General features: G+C 64.0%; 16 protein-coding genes. 10 read left to right on the plus strand and 6 right to left on the minus strand.

The window, feature by feature from the left end; all coding sequences use genetic code 11:
- Nucleotides 1-155: 155 nt before the first annotated feature.
- The 6 genes from bfr to AB4850_RS27495 all read left to right on the plus strand — a co-directional run bounded on the left by bfr (nt 156) and on the right by AB4850_RS27495 (nt 4,110).
- Nucleotides 156-632, plus strand: coding sequence for a bacterioferritin (bfr, locus tag AB4850_RS27470; protein WP_414442597.1), 477 nt, complete (start codon nt 156-158; stop codon nt 630-632).
- A gap of 48 nt (nt 633-680) precedes the next feature.
- A complete protein-coding gene (gene murI, locus AB4850_RS27475) occupies nt 681-1,550 on the plus strand; it encodes a glutamate racemase (RefSeq protein WP_414442598.1) in 870 nt (289 codons plus the stop codon).
- Nucleotides 1,551-1,720: 170 nt separating this feature from the next.
- The gene (locus tag AB4850_RS27480) at nt 1,721-1,957 is read left to right on the plus strand and encodes a bacterioferritin-associated ferredoxin (RefSeq protein ID WP_414442599.1); all 237 of its coding nucleotides are present in this window, start codon (nt 1,721-1,723) and stop codon (nt 1,955-1,957) included.
- A 220-nt stretch (nt 1,958-2,177) separates the two neighbouring features.
- Nucleotides 2,178-2,885 (plus strand): energy transducer TonB, encoded by a 708-nt coding sequence (locus AB4850_RS27485; RefSeq protein ID WP_414442600.1) that lies wholly within the window; start codon nt 2,178-2,180, stop codon nt 2,883-2,885.
- A gap of 57 nt (nt 2,886-2,942) precedes the next feature.
- Nucleotides 2,943-3,677: a MotA/TolQ/ExbB proton channel family protein gene (locus tag AB4850_RS27490; protein ID WP_414442601.1), complete on the plus strand. Its 735-nt coding sequence runs from the start codon at nt 2,943-2,945 to the stop codon at nt 3,675-3,677.
- 13 nt (nt 3,678-3,690) lie between these two features.
- Nucleotides 3,691-4,110 carry an ExbD/TolR family protein gene (locus AB4850_RS27495; protein ID WP_414442602.1) on the plus strand — a complete coding sequence of 140 codons (420 nt, stop codon included), beginning with the start codon at nt 3,691-3,693 and terminating at the stop codon, nt 4,108-4,110.
- Between the two features lie 363 nt (nt 4,111-4,473).
- On the opposite strand, the gene AB4850_RS27500 is transcribed toward AB4850_RS27495, so the two are convergent.
- Nucleotides 4,474-5,454: a LysR family transcriptional regulator gene (locus tag AB4850_RS27500; protein ID WP_414442603.1), complete on the minus strand. Its 981-nt coding sequence runs from the start codon at nt 5,452-5,454 to the stop codon at nt 4,474-4,476.
- A gap of 112 nt (nt 5,455-5,566) precedes the next feature.
- On the opposite strand from AB4850_RS27500, the gene AB4850_RS27505 reads away from it, so the two are divergent.
- From AB4850_RS27505 to hemP, 3 genes are all read left to right on the plus strand, one after another.
- A complete protein-coding gene (locus tag AB4850_RS27505; protein WP_414442604.1) occupies nt 5,567-6,439 on the plus strand; it encodes a pirin family protein in 873 nt (290 codons plus the stop codon).
- Between the two features lie 105 nt (nt 6,440-6,544).
- The gene (locus AB4850_RS27510; protein WP_414442605.1) at nt 6,545-7,030 is read left to right on the plus strand and encodes an SRPBCC family protein; all 486 of its coding nucleotides are present in this window, start codon (nt 6,545-6,547) and stop codon (nt 7,028-7,030) included.
- 219 nt (nt 7,031-7,249) lie between these two features.
- Nucleotides 7,250-7,492 carry a hemin uptake protein HemP gene (gene hemP / locus AB4850_RS27515; protein WP_414442606.1) on the plus strand — a complete coding sequence of 81 codons (243 nt, stop codon included), beginning with the start codon at nt 7,250-7,252 and terminating at the stop codon, nt 7,490-7,492.
- Between the two features lie 263 nt (nt 7,493-7,755).
- Here hemP and AB4850_RS27520 read toward each other — a convergent pair whose 3' ends face one another.
- From AB4850_RS27520 to uvrB, 5 genes are all read right to left on the minus strand, one after another.
- Entirely contained in the window at nt 7,756-9,156 is a 1,401-nt protein-coding gene (locus tag AB4850_RS27520; protein WP_414442607.1) for a 4Fe-4S binding protein, read from the minus strand.
- Nucleotides 9,153-9,995, minus strand: a complete 843-nt coding sequence (locus AB4850_RS27525) for an FTR1 family iron permease (protein WP_414442608.1) — start codon at nt 9,993-9,995, stop codon at nt 9,153-9,155. The genes AB4850_RS27520 and AB4850_RS27525 overlap by 4 nt, the downstream gene beginning before the upstream one ends.
- Before the next feature lie 58 nt (nt 9,996-10,053).
- The gene (locus AB4850_RS27530; protein ID WP_414442609.1) at nt 10,054-10,386 is read right to left on the minus strand and encodes a cupredoxin domain-containing protein; all 333 of its coding nucleotides are present in this window, start codon (nt 10,384-10,386) and stop codon (nt 10,054-10,056) included.
- Between the two features lie 55 nt (nt 10,387-10,441).
- Nucleotides 10,442-10,993, minus strand: a complete 552-nt coding sequence (locus AB4850_RS27535; RefSeq protein ID WP_414442610.1) for an iron transporter — start codon at nt 10,991-10,993, stop codon at nt 10,442-10,444.
- 279 nt (nt 10,994-11,272) lie between these two features.
- Nucleotides 11,273-13,363: an excinuclease ABC subunit UvrB gene (gene uvrB, locus AB4850_RS27540; protein ID WP_414442611.1), complete on the minus strand. Its 2,091-nt coding sequence runs from the start codon at nt 13,361-13,363 to the stop codon at nt 11,273-11,275.
- Between the two features lie 322 nt (nt 13,364-13,685).
- Between uvrB and AB4850_RS27545 the strand changes: the two genes are divergently transcribed.
- Nucleotides 13,686-14,885: an amino acid aminotransferase gene (locus tag AB4850_RS27545; RefSeq protein WP_414442612.1), complete on the plus strand. Its 1,200-nt coding sequence runs from the start codon at nt 13,686-13,688 to the stop codon at nt 14,883-14,885.
- Nucleotides 14,886-15,154: the final 269 nt, after the last annotated feature.

A 15,154-nucleotide genomic window follows, 5' to 3' on the forward strand; every position in this document is an offset into this window, starting at 1 on the left:
ATGATTTTCAGGCCGGGTTTCAACCCGGCCTTTTTGATTCTTAATCATTCTCATTAAGCAGAAATATTCGAATTTTCAGTGCTTTAGCCCTTGGCAAGCGTAGTTCGAACGTTTATCTTTCGTGTCCGGAACCCACGTTACAGGAAGGAATAGCCATGCAAGGCGATAAGAAAGTTATCGAATTTCTCAACGCACAGTTGAAGAATGAATTGACCGCGATTAACCAGTATTTCCTGCATGCGCGGATGTATCGTCACTGGGGTCTCGAAAAGCTCGGCAAGCACGAATACGATGAATCGATCGGCGAAATGAAGCACGCCGACTGGCTGATCGAACGCATTTTCATGCTCGATGGTCTGCCGAACCTGCAAGACCTGCACAAGCTGCTGATCGGCGAGGAAACGGAAGAGATCCTCAAGTGCGACCTGAAGCTCGAGTACATCTCGCAAGGCACCTGCAAGGATGCGATCGCCTACTGCGAATCGGTGCGTGACTATGTCTCGCGCGAGCTGTTCCAGAAGATCCTCGACGACACCGAAGAGCACATCGACTGGCTGGAAACGCAGATCGACCTGGTGGGCAAGGTCGGCATCCAGAACTATCAGCAAACCATGATGGGCTCGCCGACGTAAGCACGTCGTCGTAATATGGCGGATCGCCATCCGCCGCTTCACCCTGCCATGCCCAGCCCCGACTTCGCGTCAGCATCTTCCACCGCCGCTCCGGTCGGCGTGTTCGATTCCGGGCTGGGCGGTCTCTCGGTACTGCGCGCCGTGCGCGCGCTGCTGCCGGACGAATCGTTCATCTATGTCGCCGATTCACGCCACGCACCTTATGGCGAGCGCGACGACGCCTTCATCATCGAACGCACGCTCGCCATCGGCGAGTGGCTGGCCGCGCGCGGCACCAAGGCGCTGGTGGTGGCCTGCAACACCGCCACGGCGCAATCGATCGCGGTGGTGCGCGAAAAACTGTCGATTCCGCTGGTGGGCGTCGAGCCGGGCATCAAGCCGGCCACGCTGGCCTCGGCCAGCCGCGTCGCCGGCGTGCTCGCCACGGCAGCCACGCTGCGCAGCGCCCGCTTCGAATCGCTGATCGAGCGCTACGCCGCCGATTGCCGCTTTCTGCGCCAGCCGGGCCATGGGCTCGTCGAGGCGATCGAGCGCGGCGACACCGGCTCGCCCGAGCTGCGCGCGCGGCTCGCCGGCTATCTCGAACCGATGCTGGCCGCCGGAGCCGATACGCTGGTGCTCGGCTGCACCCACTACCCGTTTCTGGACAAGACGATCCGCGAACTGACGCAGGATCGTCTGACCCTCATCGACACGAGCGCGGCCATCGCCCGCCAGCTCGCACGCATCCTCGACGAGCGCGGCCTGCGCGCGCCGGCCGGCACCGTGGCTCAGGCGCCACGCCTGTATTCCACCGACGACGGCCACCGCCTGCAGGCGCTCGCCGCCGCCCTGCTCGACCTCGACGCGGCCGCGGAAACGGTCGTGATCCCGTCGCCGCGCTGCGCCGACCTCGCCGATCCGGCCCTCTCGGCCTGAGTCGATCGCGCGCCGACGGCAGGCGCACCCCACCGGCCCGGCGGGCGGTCATTTTTTCCCATATCCCTGCTAAGCATATGGATTAGTTACAAAAAAGCCCGAGCCGGGCTTGCCAATGCGGTCAAATATAATGATAATAATTCGCATTAACGTTAGCTACCGCGTTCATCATGATCGTCTGCGTGTGCAAGTCCGTGTCCGACCGAAAGATCCGTGCCTCCCTCGCGGAAGGTGTCGATTCGTTCGATGAGTTGCAGTTCGAGCTCGGTGTCGCCTCCTGCTGCGGCAAATGCGAGGAGTCGGTGCGCGAACTGATGGCCGAACACGGCATCTGCGAAAGCCACTGCGGCGTCACCGCGCACGCGCAACCGGCGCCCATCACGTTCTACGAACGCAAGGCAGCCTGAGCGGCGGGCAACGTTATCTCGCGCGGCTCACGGCCGCGCTTTCGTTTGATCATCCGTCAGCGAGCCTGGAAATCGCTAGCCAGCGGCCATTCGCCAAGGAGCTGTGATGGAATTGCTGATCGGATTCGTAACCACCCTGTGCATTTCGTTGCTGATCTTCCGCAAGTGATGCGTTACTCCGCGGCAGGCGCCCAGCGCGTCGCCGCCTAGACTGGCAGACATGCAGGCCTCGACTTCCATCCCGACCGGCGCCGTTTCGGTCGCGCCTCGTTTCAATCGCCGTATCGTCAGCGCGGCTGTCATCGTGGTGCTCGCGCATGCGGCGCTGATCGCCGGCGCGCTGTTGATGCCCGACCAGGATCTGCCCAAGCCCAAGATCGAATCCGCCATGACGGTGCAACTGATTTCGGAGCCCGCTCCGAAGCCCGTCGCGGTCGAATCCAAGCTTACGCCGACACCGCCGAAACCCGTACCGAAGCCCACGCCGAAGCCACGCCCGGTCGTCAAACCCACACCGCTGCCCATTGCGCAGGCACCGTCCACGCACGCCATCGAAGCGCCTGCGCCGACACCCGCGCCGCCGGCGCCGGTCGCCGCACCTACGCCGCCGGCTCCGCCCGCGCCGCGCCCGACGCTCGAAATCGCGGCGCCGAAGGGCGGCGCCTCGGTGTCGTGCCAGATCGTCAAGCCCGATTACCCGACGCTGTCGAAGCGACGCGGCGAAACCGGCACGGCGATGGTCCGCTTCGTGACCGACATCGGCGGCCAGATCGGCGGCGTGTCGCTCGCCAAGAGCAGCGGCTTCCAGCGCCTCGACGACGCCGCGCTCGACGCCGCCCGCACCTCGACCTGCAAGCCGTACAAGCAGGATGGCCAGGCGATGCGGGCCAGCTATACGGTCCCGTTCAATTTCACGCTCGACGATTGATCGATCGTTCGATCGACACCCGATTCAGTTACACCGGATTCAAACAAAGGAAAGGAAATGCAAAGCTACGGTATCGCGCACGTCTGGGCGCAAGGTGATTTCGTGACACGCGCCATCGCGATCACGCTGCTGGTCATGTCGGTGCTCTCCTGGCTCGTGATCATCGTCAAGGGCTGGAACGTGATGCGGCTCGGCCGCCTGACCAAGAATGCCGAGCAATCGTTCTGGCACTCGGACGAATTCGACAAGGGCGTGCAGAAGCTGCGCGACGCATCGGGCTCCGCGCAGGACAACCCGTTCCTCGCGCTGGCGCTCGCCGGCAAGGAAGCGGCCGAGCACCATCAGCAAACGCAGCCGCACCTGCACGACCGCATGGACGTGTCGGAGTGGGTCACGCGCTGCCTGAAGGACACCATGGACGACGGCGTCGCGCGCCTGCAAAGCGGCCTCGCGATCCTCGCCTCGATCGGCAGCACGGCGCCGTTCGTCGGCCTGTTCGGCACGGTGTGGGGCATCTATCACGCGCTGCTCGTGATCGGCGCCACCGGCCAGACCTCGATCGATCAGGTGGCCGGCCCCGTCGGCGAATCGCTGATCATGACGGCATTCGGCCTGTTCGTCGCGATTCCGGCCGTGCTCGGCTACAACGCGCTGACGCGTGCGAACAAGGGCGTGGTCACCAAGCTGCGCCGCTTCGCGCACGGCCTGCACGCCTACTTCGTGACGGGTTCGAGCCTCGCCTCGGCCAAGAAGCGCGACGCAATCCGCCTCGCCACCACCCGCGCGAACTGAGCGGAGGCCCACCATGGCAATGAATACCTCGTTCGGCGACGATGACGACGACGGCCTGATGAACGAGATCAACATGACGCCCCTCGTCGACGTCATGCTCGTGCTGCTGATCATCTTCCTCGTCACGCTTCCGGCGATCCATCACGCGGTCAAGATCGACCTGCCGCATGCGAGCAGCCAGAAGATCGAAGAAAAGCCGAAGACCATCGATCTCGCGATCCAGGCCGACGGCACGGTCACGTGGAACGACGAGCCGGTCAGCACCACCGAACTCGACGCGAAGATCGCCGAGGCCGCGAAGGTCGATCCGCAGCCGGAACTGCATATCCGCGCCGATCACAAGATCGCCTACGAGAACGTGGCGCAGGTGATGTCGGCGGCGCAGGCCGGCGGCCTGACCAAGCTCGGCTTCGTGACCGAAGCGAAGAAATAAACGCGCGGCGGCCCGCTCGCCCATCGCAAGCAGTCCGAAACGATTTCGTTTCGGCGGCACCAATGGAAAAGGCCTTCATCGAACGATGAAGGCCTTTTTTAATGCGCACGCGGGCGCCTTCGGGCGGCGGGCTCTTCGGCGGCGTCAGGCGCCTGGAGCAACGCAATGCGACACGCCGTGGTCTGCACGGACTTGCGCGTTCTGCCCTATCTGGCTGGCAATATATGCAGCCACCGGATTCGCTCGGAACATCCCTTCGCGAAGTGGAATTCCAATATAGGCGGCGCTGTCGGGGCATTCAAGCGAGCCCCGATTGAATCTCGCGATGACAGGCGGCGCTTCAATGACAAAACCGATCCACGCTCACACGGCTGCCGCCACGGCAGCCTGCTCCGCCTGCCGCTTCTTTTCACGCTCGGGGCACTGCGGCTCGCGGTAATCGTTGTCGAGTTTCTCGACGAGGAAATCGACGAACGAGCGCACCGCCGGCGGCATCCCTTGCCGCGACACGAACACCGCATAGAGCCGCGGCACCGGCAAGGTCCAGCCCGGCATGACCGGCGACAGTTGCCCGGCGCGCAACGCATTGCCGTACATCATCTCCGGCAGCGCCGCGATCCCGACCCCATCGAGCACGGCCTCGCGGATCGTCATCAGGTCGGCCGTGACGAGGCGCGGTTCGTGCTCGTGCACATGGCGCGCGCCGTCCGGCGCGATCAAATTGAACACGTGTCGGCCATCGCCCGAGGGCGTGTCGAGCGTCTCAAAGCGCGACAGATCACCCGGCTCCAGCGGCGGCGCATTCTGGCCCAGCAGGCTCGGCGAGCCGACCAGCATCTGCTCGGTGCGCCACAGCGGCCGAACGACGATATTGGCGTTCTCCGGCGGCTCGGAACGCACACGCAACGCGATGTCGATCGAATCCTCGAACAGGTCGATCACCTGATTGGTCACGCGCACCTGCACGCGCACCTCCGGGTAGCGGTGCAGGAATTCGGGCAGCAACCGCGACATCATCGTCTGCGACAGCGTCACGGGCACGCTGACGCGCACCGTGCCGCGCGGCGAGGCTCGCAACTGCTGCACCGCGTTCATCGCCGCCTGCGCCTCGGCCAGCATCGCCTGGCAGTGCTGGTAGAACAGTTGCCCGGCCTCGGTCAGCGCCAGCTTGCGCGTCGAGCGTTGCAGCAGACGCACGCCGAGCGTCGCCTCCAGCTCCGTGAGCCGGCGCGACAGACGCGACTTCGAAATCCCCAGGACGCGTTCGGCAGCCGAAAACCCACCGTGCTCGACGATCTGCGAGAAATACATCAGGTCGTTCAGATTGTGTGCATCGATATTCATTTCATCGTTCCAATGGCAGAACGATCCATTGCGGATCGCGCGGAATTCAACCGCAGGCCGATCCATATAATAGCCTTTGACTTCGCTCAAACGCTCGTAAGGAAAATATCCGATGCCCGTATCGCGCTCCATCCTGCGCGTCTATCCGTCGTTACGGGCGACGGAAGGCGCCGGCTTCCAGGTTCATCGCCCGTTCCCCACCCGTCTGCTCGCCGATTTCGACCCGTTCCTGCTGTTCGACGAGCTCGGCCCGATCGACTATGCACCGGGCACGGCCAAAGGCGCGCCCGATCATCCGCACCGCGGCTTCGAAACCGTCACCTACGTGCTCGACGGCCATTTCCGCCATCGCGATTCGGCCGGCCATACCGGCGAATTGCGTGCGGGCGACGTGCAATGGATGACGGCCGGCTCGGGGCTGATTCACAGCGAAATGCCCGACCCGGAATTCGCCGCGGCGGGCGGCCGCGTGCACGGCATCCAGCTTTGGGTGAACCTGCGGCGCGACGACAAGCGCGCCCGGCCGCGCTATCAGGACATCGCGTCGTCGTCGCTGCCCAGCGTGACGTCCGAGGACGGCCGCACCCGCATCAAGGTGATCGCGGGCGAGGCGTTCGGCGTGCAGGCCGCCGTCGACACGCATACGCCGCTGCTCTACCTGCACCTGACGCTGCAACCCGGCGCGCAGGTCAGCGTACCGGTGCCGTGCGATTTCCGGGCGTTCGCCTATCCGCTCTGCGGCGCGGGCCGCTACGGCGCGAGCGGGCAGATCAGCGGCCCGCAGCAGATGATCGTGTTCGACGACGACGGCGATACGGTCGAGATCAGCGCCGGCGACACGCCGCTCGATGTACTACTGGTGGGCGGCCGGCCGATCAACGAGCCGATCGTGCGCTACGGCCCGTTCGTCATGAATACCGAGCAGGAAATTCGCGACGCCGTGGCCGATTACCAGGCCGGCCGGATGGGGTCGATCGCGCCTTGAACCCGTGATCACGCGCCGATCCGGCCCCGGACGGCGCTTCCAAATTCCGTCACAATAGTTCCCTTTTGCGGCTCACCGCCGCGCCGACCGAAGGAAGCTCTCGCCTTGAATTTTGAACACCTGATCCAGATCAACGCGATGGACAACCCGATGTTGCCGACGCTGACGCGCGACCAACTCTGGGAAGGCCTCGTCCTGCGCGCCGAACAGCCGCAACTGTTCGTGATCGGCCTCGACGATTGCAAGATCAGTGATCGCACCGACACCACGCTCGAGCGCGAGCTGCATTTCGGCCAGGCGACGATCCGCGATCGCGTCACGTTCACGCCGAATCATCAGGTCCGCTACGACATCCACGCCGCCAACGGCGAGATCGGCGGCTCGTTGACCATGACGATCGAGGAGCACGACGACCAGGCGCTGTTCCTGCGCTTCACCTACGCCACCACGTTGCCGGACACGGCCGACACCGAGGATGCCCGACAGACCCAGGGCATCGTCAAGGAGGCATACCGCACCTCCGATATCGACACGGTCCGCCTGATCCGCGAATACGCGCAGGGCCGCCGCGATCCCGATCCGCTGCACTGAACGCTTCACCGGCGGCCCGCACGCGCGCCGCCGGTCGTGCTTCGCCGCACGCTTTCCCGCCCCGCTTCGCCCCCGTAGTTCGCGTTCTTTTCGCGCTCGATCCGCCGCTCATCAAAAACTATCGACCAAGGCAAATCGATTAAAAAACATCGTTAGTAAATGGGAATAATTATCATTTAGAATTCATTCCATCGACACACCACTGATTGAACGGCCCGAATGACCGAACTTATGCGAACTTCCACACTCAGCCTGCGCCGCACCAGCAGCGCGGCGCCCGGTGGCCGGACGAAAGTTGCGGCTGTCACGAAGTCGGATGGCACCGACAACCCGGAGCCGAATCAGCGCGTCGTGTCCAGCGATACCCTGTTGCAAGGCCGCAAGCTCGTCTCGATCATGCATAACGGCGAGACTTATCAGCTTCGTGCCACGCGTCTGGGCAAGCTGATCCTGACGAAGTAAGTACCGAGTATTGTGGGGACCACCTCCCTGAGAGGTGTTGGGCAGTAGCCAGCCGTAACGGCTTGCACGCGAGATCTAGACCCCTTCGTGCAACCCAACTCAAGCAGTCGTTACAGCAAGCCAAGCCATTTTTTTGGTTCTCATACTGAAGCAGCGAAAGCGACGTGCCTGACGGGCACGTCGCTTTTTTCATGGGCGGGAGAACAACGAAAAGCCATCGATGCGGTATGGATGGCGCAGGACGATACGGCCGATCAGCCGTGTCAGAACACCCAGAACATCAGCCACCAGGCACTGTCGACGATCGCCAGCGCCAAACCGAAGCCCGCCATCGCGGCGAACCGGCGCGGCCATGCCGCATAACGCCCCGTCACGCGCCAGGCCAGCCACGCGCTCCAGAGGTTCGAGCCGACCAGGATCGCGATTCGCACCGGCGAGGCCCAGTCGAGCGGCAGATGCTCAGCGCGCAGCAACGACAGCGTGGTGGCCGACAGGCCGAGGAACACGCCCGCGCCGGCCAGCGGAATCAGTGCCTGCGTCAAGTGATGCAGGCGCACGCGATCGAAGCGGCCCAGCAGCGCCGACGCGCCGGCCAGCACGATCAGCAGCGCCGTGCCGTAGATCAGCCCCGTGCCGACGATATACGACACCACCAGGCCGCCATCGAGCCAGGAGAACACGTCGTTCTGATCGGGGTAATGCGTGAGCAGGAACCACGGAGCATTGGTTTCGAGCGGCCAGGTGATGTCGCGGTCGATCAGCCAGCCGGCGAGCCATTGCTTGATCGTCACGAACCAGGGGCTGGCCGACCAATGGAACGCACCGATCGCGATGCCCAGCAGGCCGTAGAGGATCAACGCGGTGTCCCAGGGGTTCGCCTGCGCATCACCGAGCTCGACGACTTCCTCGGACGGCGAACGCACCGTCAGCGCGATCGCATCGCGATGGCCGCTGCAACGGCCGCACATATGGCACTCCGCCGCGCCCTTCATGTTGCGCAGCGGCACCAGCGGCGCGCAGTTGATCGGAATCACGCGATGGCCGTGCTCGCCTTCCGTATAGGAGCGGCGCCACGCAGCCTCGTCGACCTTGAAGCGCACCGGCGCCAGCCGCGCGAGCAACGCGAACACGCCGTTGACGGGGCACAGATACTTGCACCAGACGCGCTTCTCGCGGCCGTACAGCAGGCCGATCACCATCGCCGCGAACGTCGAGCCGCCGAGCACCAGCAGCACGGCGCGCGGGTATTGATAGACGCTGACCATCTGGCCGTAGATGGTGGTGATGCCGAACGCGACGAACGGCCAGCCGCCCCAGCGCATCCAGCGCGGAATCGCGCGGCCGCGGCCGAACTTGCTGGCGAATTCGGCAAGCGCCCCCTCGGGGCACAGCACACCGCACCACACCCGGCCCAACATCACCATCGACAGCAATACGAACGGCCACCAGATGCCCCAGAACACGAACTGCGCCGCGAGCGTCAGGTTGTTCCACAGGTGCGCCGTGTCGTCGGGCAGCGGCGTGAACGCCGGCACGAGAATCAGGAACGCATAGACCAGCACCACCACCCACTGGATGCCGCGAATCCACGCGCCGTGGCGCTGCATCCAGTGACCGGCTTCGGTCAACCGGCTCCAGCGCAGGCCGCTCGCCGGCGTGCTCATGCGGCGCGCCCTGCCGCGGCGGCCGGACGGCGCGTCGCGATCTTCAGCAGCCCGTACACCACGACCCAATACAGCACGTAGGCCACCAGGTTGGTCAGCGCCGGATGCGCGCGATAGCCGGTCAGTGTGGCGACCAGCGAGCCGAACGTGCTCGAATCGTCGAGGATCGCCGAGCTGTCCCACAGCTGCGAAATGCCGAGCGGCAGGATTTCCTTGTCGATCAGCTTGTCGACGCCCGCCTCGAACAGGCCCGCGCCGAGGAACAGCAGCATGATTTCGGTGACGCGGAAAAACAGGCGCCACGAGAAGATCTTGCCGCCCAGTTGCAACAGATAGAAGGTGAACAACGCGAGCGCGAGGCCGATCACGACCGCCAGCACCTGAGCACCGCCCACATGGCCGCTCTGGCCGAAGCCGAGGCCGTACAGGAAGATCACCGTCTCGCTGCCCTCGCGCGCGATGGCCAGCGCCACCAGCACCGCCACGCCCCACCAGTTGGCGGTTTTGGTGGTTTCCTGCAGCGATTGCTCCATGTCGCGCTTGAGCGTGCGCCCGTGTTTCTTCATCCAGAACACCATCTGCACGATCAGCACGCAGGCGACCAGCACCATCGCGGTCTGGAAGTAATCCTGCGCGTCGCCCGACAGCACTTCGGTGAACCCGACCAGCGCGGCGCCCAGGCCCAGCGCCATCAACAGGCCCGCGCCCACGCCGACCCACAGGTACGGCAAGCCGCGGCGCGTTTCGGCGTCGCCGTTACGCAGCCACGCATAGAGAATGCCGACGACCAATAGCGCCTCGACGCTTTCGCGCCAGACGATGAAGATGATTTGACCCATTGATAACCTCCGTGTCCCGGCCACGGCGGGACGTCCGCGGCCGCACGATAAATCGGAACTACTTCGCGACGATGACGCCTTGCGCTTGCTGATGAAAATCGTCGAAGAATTTGTATTCGCCCGGCGACAGCGGCGCGATCACGACGAACGATTCGGCGCCCGGCGCGAGGACCTTCTCCTTGCGCAGCTGGACGCTCTCGAATTCGACTGCGCCCTTGCCGGTATTGCGGACTTCGATCTTGATGCGCTGGCCGGCCGGCACTTCGATGCGGGCCGGGTTGAGCTTGCCGTCGGCCATCTCGAGCTTGAAGGTCGGCAGATCGGCGGCTTGAGCCGCGGTTGCAACCGCCAGGCCGGCGAGCACGGCGGCGAAAATCTTGGGGAATGTCATTGTGCTTCTCGTAGAAGGCGGCATCGAGACGATGCCGCCCGGCCGTGGAACCCGATCAGTAACCGCCCTTCTTGCCGATGCCGGCGAACGGGAAATCGTATTCGAGCGTGAACGGCTTGAACCACGGGCCCACGCCCGTTTCCTTGTCGACGTGGCGGCCGAACGCCATATGGCCCATCTGCATCGGCGGCTTGACCGTCAGCGCCAGGTGGTACTTGCCAGGGCCGGCCAGCTTGACGTTGTCGCCGTAGTGCGGGCCGTCGTTCGCGACCATGCCCATCAGCACGCCCTGCGACTTCCACTTCGCGTCGCCCTGCTTGGTCAGCGTGTATTCCACCTGCAGGTACGGCATCCAGTCGCCTTCGGCGAAGCCGGTCGGGTTGTTCTTCACCGCGTGGATGTCGGTCTCCAGGTGGATGTCCGAATCCGATGCCTTGCGCATCATGCCTTCCGGTTCCATCGTGATCGGTTGCAGGTAGACCGTGCCCACCTCCATGCCACCCTGGATTTGCTGCTTGCCGATCGGATACTCGGCGGCCGATGCCGACATCGCGAAAAGTGCCGCCGCGACTGCGACCCCACAACGGGTGATGGACGAACCGAACATTGAGACTCCTGATTATTATCGTCAGATGAAAAAATGCCGCCCGGCTCCTACCGCGCGACATGAGTAAGCAAGAACGTTAATGCGAACCATTCTCAATAATTGGCGAGTTTAGCATTGAATCGCACGCGAAACAAAGGGGGAATAATTTCAAGCCTTTGACGCAGAAAGGATTTCGGAAGATTTTCGAAGACGGTCGGAAAGCAGCGTTCGATGCCGGCGTGGATCGCGGAAATGCACCGATCTGGCCACTTTCGTGGCCGGATCGGTGTGGGGACAGAATCAGTTCGCGCCTTCGAGGCGGTCGCCCACGTTGGCTCCGAACACACGCTCGCGCAACAGCGAGAGCTGATCGCGCGTCTGCGCGGCCTTCTCGAACTCGAGGTTCTTCGCGTAGTCGGTCATCTGCTTTTCGAGACGCTTGATTTCCTTGGCAAGCTGCTTCTCGGACATGTCCTCGAATTTCGCGCGCTGCTGCGCTTCCTTCAGCTCGGCACGTGCATCGTCGGCGTTGTAGACGCCATCGATGATGTCCTTGATACGCTTCACCACGCCGCGCGGCGTGATGCCGAGCGCCTCGTTGTGGGCGATCTGCTTGACCCGGCGGCGTTCGGTTTCGTCGATCGCGCGGCGCATCGAATCGGTGATCTTGTCGCCATACAGAATCGCCTTGCCGTTCACGTTACGCGCCGCACGGCCGATCGTCTGGATCAGCGAGCGCTCGGCGCGCAGGAAGCCTTCCTTGTCGGCGTCGAGAATCGCCACCAGCGACACCTCGGGAATGTCGAGGCCCTCGCGCAGCAGGTTGATGCCCACCAGCACGTCGAACGTGCCGAGCCGCAGGTCGCGGATGATTTCGACGCGCTCGACCGTGTCGATGTCGCTGTGCAGATAGCGCACCTTGACGCCGTGGTCGGACAGGAACTCGGTCAGTTGCTCGGACATGCGCTTGGTCAACGTGGTGATCAGCACGCGCTCGCCGGCCTTCACGCGCTCGTTGATCTCGGCCAGCACGTCGTCCACCTGGGTGGTCGCCGGCCGCACCTCGATCTCGGGGTCGACCAGGCCGGTCGGCCGCACCACCTGCTCGGCCGTCTGCCCCGACACGCGCTGCTCGTAATCGGCCGGCGTGGCCGATACGAACACGACCTGGCGCATCTTGCGCTCGAACTCGGGGAATTTCAGCGGCCGGTTGTCGAGCGCCGACGGCAAACGGAAGCCGTAATTGACGAGGTTTTCCTTGCGTGCGCGGTCGCCGTTGTACATCCCGTTCAACTGACCGATCAGCACGTGCGATTCGTCGAGCAGCATCAGCGCGTCGGACGGCAGGTAATCGACCAGCGTCGGCGGCGGCTCGCCGGCGGCAGCGCCCGAGAAATGCCGCGAGTAGTTCTCGATGCCCTTGCAGAAGCCCAGTTCCTGCAGCATTTCGAGATCGAAGCGGGTACGCTGCTCGAGCCGCTGCGCCTCGACCAGACGATTGTCGGAATGGAAGAATTCGAGACGTTCGCGCAGTTCGTCCTTGATAGTCTCGATCGCGCGCATCACCGTGTCGCGCGGCGTGACGTAGTGCGACGACGGATAAACGGTGAAGCGCGGGATCTTCTGGCGCACCCGGCCCGTCAGCGGATCGAACAGTTGCAGCGTCTCGACCTCGTCGTCGAACAACTCGACGCGCACCGCCATCTCGGCGTGCTCGGCCGGGAAGATGTCGATCGTGTCGCCTCGCACGCGGAACGTGCCGCGCTGGAAATCCTGCTCGTTGCGCGTGTACTGCATCGCGATCAGCCGCGCGATCACGTCGCGCTGGCCGAGCCGGTCGCCGGCGCGCAGCGTCAGGATCATCTGGTGATATTCGGACGGGTTGCCGATACCGTAGATCGCCGACACGGTGGCCACGATCACCACGTCGCGCCGCTCCATCAGGCTCTTGGTGGCCGACAGCCGCATCTGCTCGATGTGCTCGTTGATCGACGAGTCCTTTTCGATGAACAGGTCGCGCTGCGGCACATAGGCTTCCGGCTGGTAATAGTCGTAGTACGAAACGAAATACTCGACCGCATTGCGCGGAAAGAACTCGCGGAACTCCGCATAGAGCTGTGCGGCGAGCGTTTTGTTCGGCGCGAACACGATGGCAGGGCGGCCGAGCTGCGCGATCGTGTTCGCCATCGTGAAGGTCTTGCCGGACCCCGTCACGCCGAGCAGCGTCTGGAACGACAGGCCGTCCTCCACGCCCTCGACGAGCGTGGCGATTGCCGTGGGCTGATCACCGGCAGGCGGATACGGCTGATAAAGCTGGAATGGCGAACCGTCGAACGTCGCGAATTTCGATTCGTCGAGTTCGGCGGACACATCGGGGGAATGTTCGGACATGGAGCGAGGGCCTGGCCGCGTGCAAAAGAGCATTTTAGCGCTTCGCCCACCGCCGGGCTGACCGTTAGGCGCAGCGGCGGTCCGGACAGACGGGCTCGGACTCGATGCCGCCACCAGGATGGCACGTCGCGGCCAACGCCTGCGGTTGCGTCCGGTTTTCGCCTTGCCATACCTGCATCACCCGCCCGGCTTTGGCCGAAATCGCGGCGCAATTCGCTACAATGGCGGGATTCGCTCCGGAAGCTGCGGCCCTCGGCATGCACCCGCGCCACGCGGGAACCGGACCCCGATTTCATTCCACTACTATTGCTGCGAAATCATCATGTCGCTCTTTTCCGCTGTCGAACTCGCCCCCCGCGACCCGATCCTGGGCCTCAATGAAGCCTTCAACGCCGATACGCGCCCGACCAAGGTGAACCTCGGCGTTGGCGTGTACACCAACGAGGAAGGCAAGATACCGTTGCTGCGCGCCGTGCGTGACGCGGAAAAGGCGCGCGTCGAAGCCGGCCTGCCGCGCGGCTACCTGCCGATCGACGGCATCGCCGCCTACGACGCCGCCGTGCAGAAGCTGCTGCTCGGCAACGATTCGCCGCTGATCGCAGCCGGCCGCGTCGTGACGGCGCAAGCCATCGGCGGCACGGGCGCGCTGAAGATCGGCGCGGATTTCCTGCGCACGCTGAACCCGAACGCCAAGGTCGCGATCAGCGATCCGAGCTGGGAAAACCACCGCGCGCTGTTCGAGACGGCCGGCTTCAAGGTCGATGCCTACCCGTACTACGACGCCGCCACCCACGGCGTGAACTTCGACGCCATGCTCGGCGCGCTGAACAGCTACGCTGCCGGCACGATCGTCGTGCTGCACGCGTGCTGCCACAACCCGACCGGCGTCGACCTGACCGAAGCGCAATGGGCGCAGGTCGTCGAAACGGTCAAGGCGCGCCAGCTCGTGCCGTTCCTCGACATCGCCTATCAAGGCTTCGGCGAAGACCTCGAAGCCGATTCGGCAGCCGTGCGCCTGTTTGCTGCGGCCGACCTGAACGTGTTCGTGTCGTCGTCGTTCTCGAAGTCGTTCTCGCTCTATGGCGAGCGTATCGGCGCGCTGTCGATCATCACCGCGAGCAAGGACGAAGCCACGCGCGTGCTGTCGCAACTGAAGCGCGTGATCCGCACGAACTACTCCAACCCGCCGACCCACGGCGGCGCACTGGTTGCGGCCGTGCTGAGCTCGCCGGACCTGTACGCTTCGTGGGTGCAGGAACTCGGCGAAATGCGCGACCGTATCCGCGCAATGCGCAATGGCCTGGTCGACCGCCTGAAGGCGAGCGGCGTGAACCGCGACTTCAGCTTTATCAATGCCCAGCGCGGCATGTTCTCTTACTCGGGCCTGACGTCGGCGCAAGTCGACCGTCTGCGTGAAGAGTTCGGCATCTACGCGGTGGGCACCGGCCGGATCTGCGTGGCTGCGCTCAACACGCGCAACATCGATGCCGTCGCCAACGCGATTGCAGCGGTGCTGAAGTAAGTCAGGCGACTGGCGCGAACGATTCGCGCCATATCGCTCTGCCGGAAACGCGCTCCACGGAGCGCGTTTTTTATTGGCGACGGAAAACGGTGGCAATAGCGCCGCGCAGCCTGTGAACACCACGGCAACGTTGCCGCACAGTTTCGAAGCCATGCCGACGTCTCATCAATCCAGTAGGTTCCAATGAAATCATGGTCGGGCATGGCAAAACAAGCTGGCCATTCGGATAGTTGTCGGCGCGCGTCCGGCGCCGCTATCGTGCACGAAGC

The organism is Burkholderia sp. 22PA0106 (genome assembly GCF_047497155.1).
Lineage (GTDB): Bacteria > Pseudomonadota > Gammaproteobacteria > Burkholderiales > Burkholderiaceae > Burkholderia.

Excerpts from the sequence above, each read along its gene's own strand:
- AB4850_RS27525 (WP_414442608.1), bottom strand. The coding sequence starts at position 9,995 with ATGGGTCAAATCATCTTCATCGTCTGGCGCGAAAGCGTCGAGGCGCTA.
- AB4850_RS27485 (WP_414442600.1), top strand. The coding sequence starts at position 2,178 with ATGCAGGCCTCGACTTCCATCCCGACCGGCGCCGTTTCGGTCGCGCCT.
- uvrB (WP_414442611.1), bottom strand. The coding sequence starts at position 13,363 with ATGTCCGAACATTCCCCCGATGTGTCCGCCGAACTCGACGAATCGAAA.
- AB4850_RS27495 (WP_414442602.1), top strand. The coding sequence starts at position 3,691 with ATGGCAATGAATACCTCGTTCGGCGACGATGACGACGACGGCCTGATG.
- AB4850_RS27490 (WP_414442601.1), top strand. The coding sequence starts at position 2,943 with ATGCAAAGCTACGGTATCGCGCACGTCTGGGCGCAAGGTGATTTCGTG.
- AB4850_RS27520 (WP_414442607.1), bottom strand. The coding sequence starts at position 9,156 with ATGAGCACGCCGGCGAGCGGCCTGCGCTGGAGCCGGTTGACCGAAGCC.
- AB4850_RS27535 (WP_414442610.1), bottom strand. The coding sequence starts at position 10,993 with ATGTTCGGTTCGTCCATCACCCGTTGTGGGGTCGCAGTCGCGGCGGCA.
- AB4850_RS27500 (WP_414442603.1), bottom strand. The coding sequence starts at position 5,454 with ATGAATATCGATGCACACAATCTGAACGACCTGATGTATTTCTCGCAG.
- AB4850_RS27545 (WP_414442612.1), top strand. The coding sequence starts at position 13,686 with ATGTCGCTCTTTTCCGCTGTCGAACTCGCCCCCCGCGACCCGATCCTG.
- AB4850_RS27505 (WP_414442604.1), top strand. The coding sequence starts at position 5,567 with ATGCCCGTATCGCGCTCCATCCTGCGCGTCTATCCGTCGTTACGGGCG.
- bfr (WP_414442597.1), top strand. The coding sequence starts at position 156 with ATGCAAGGCGATAAGAAAGTTATCGAATTTCTCAACGCACAGTTGAAG.
- murI (WP_414442598.1), top strand. The coding sequence starts at position 681 with ATGCCCAGCCCCGACTTCGCGTCAGCATCTTCCACCGCCGCTCCGGTC.
- AB4850_RS27480 (WP_414442599.1), top strand. The coding sequence starts at position 1,721 with ATGATCGTCTGCGTGTGCAAGTCCGTGTCCGACCGAAAGATCCGTGCC.
- AB4850_RS27530 (WP_414442609.1), bottom strand. The coding sequence starts at position 10,386 with ATGACATTCCCCAAGATTTTCGCCGCCGTGCTCGCCGGCCTGGCGGTT.
- hemP (WP_414442606.1), top strand. The coding sequence starts at position 7,250 with ATGACCGAACTTATGCGAACTTCCACACTCAGCCTGCGCCGCACCAGC.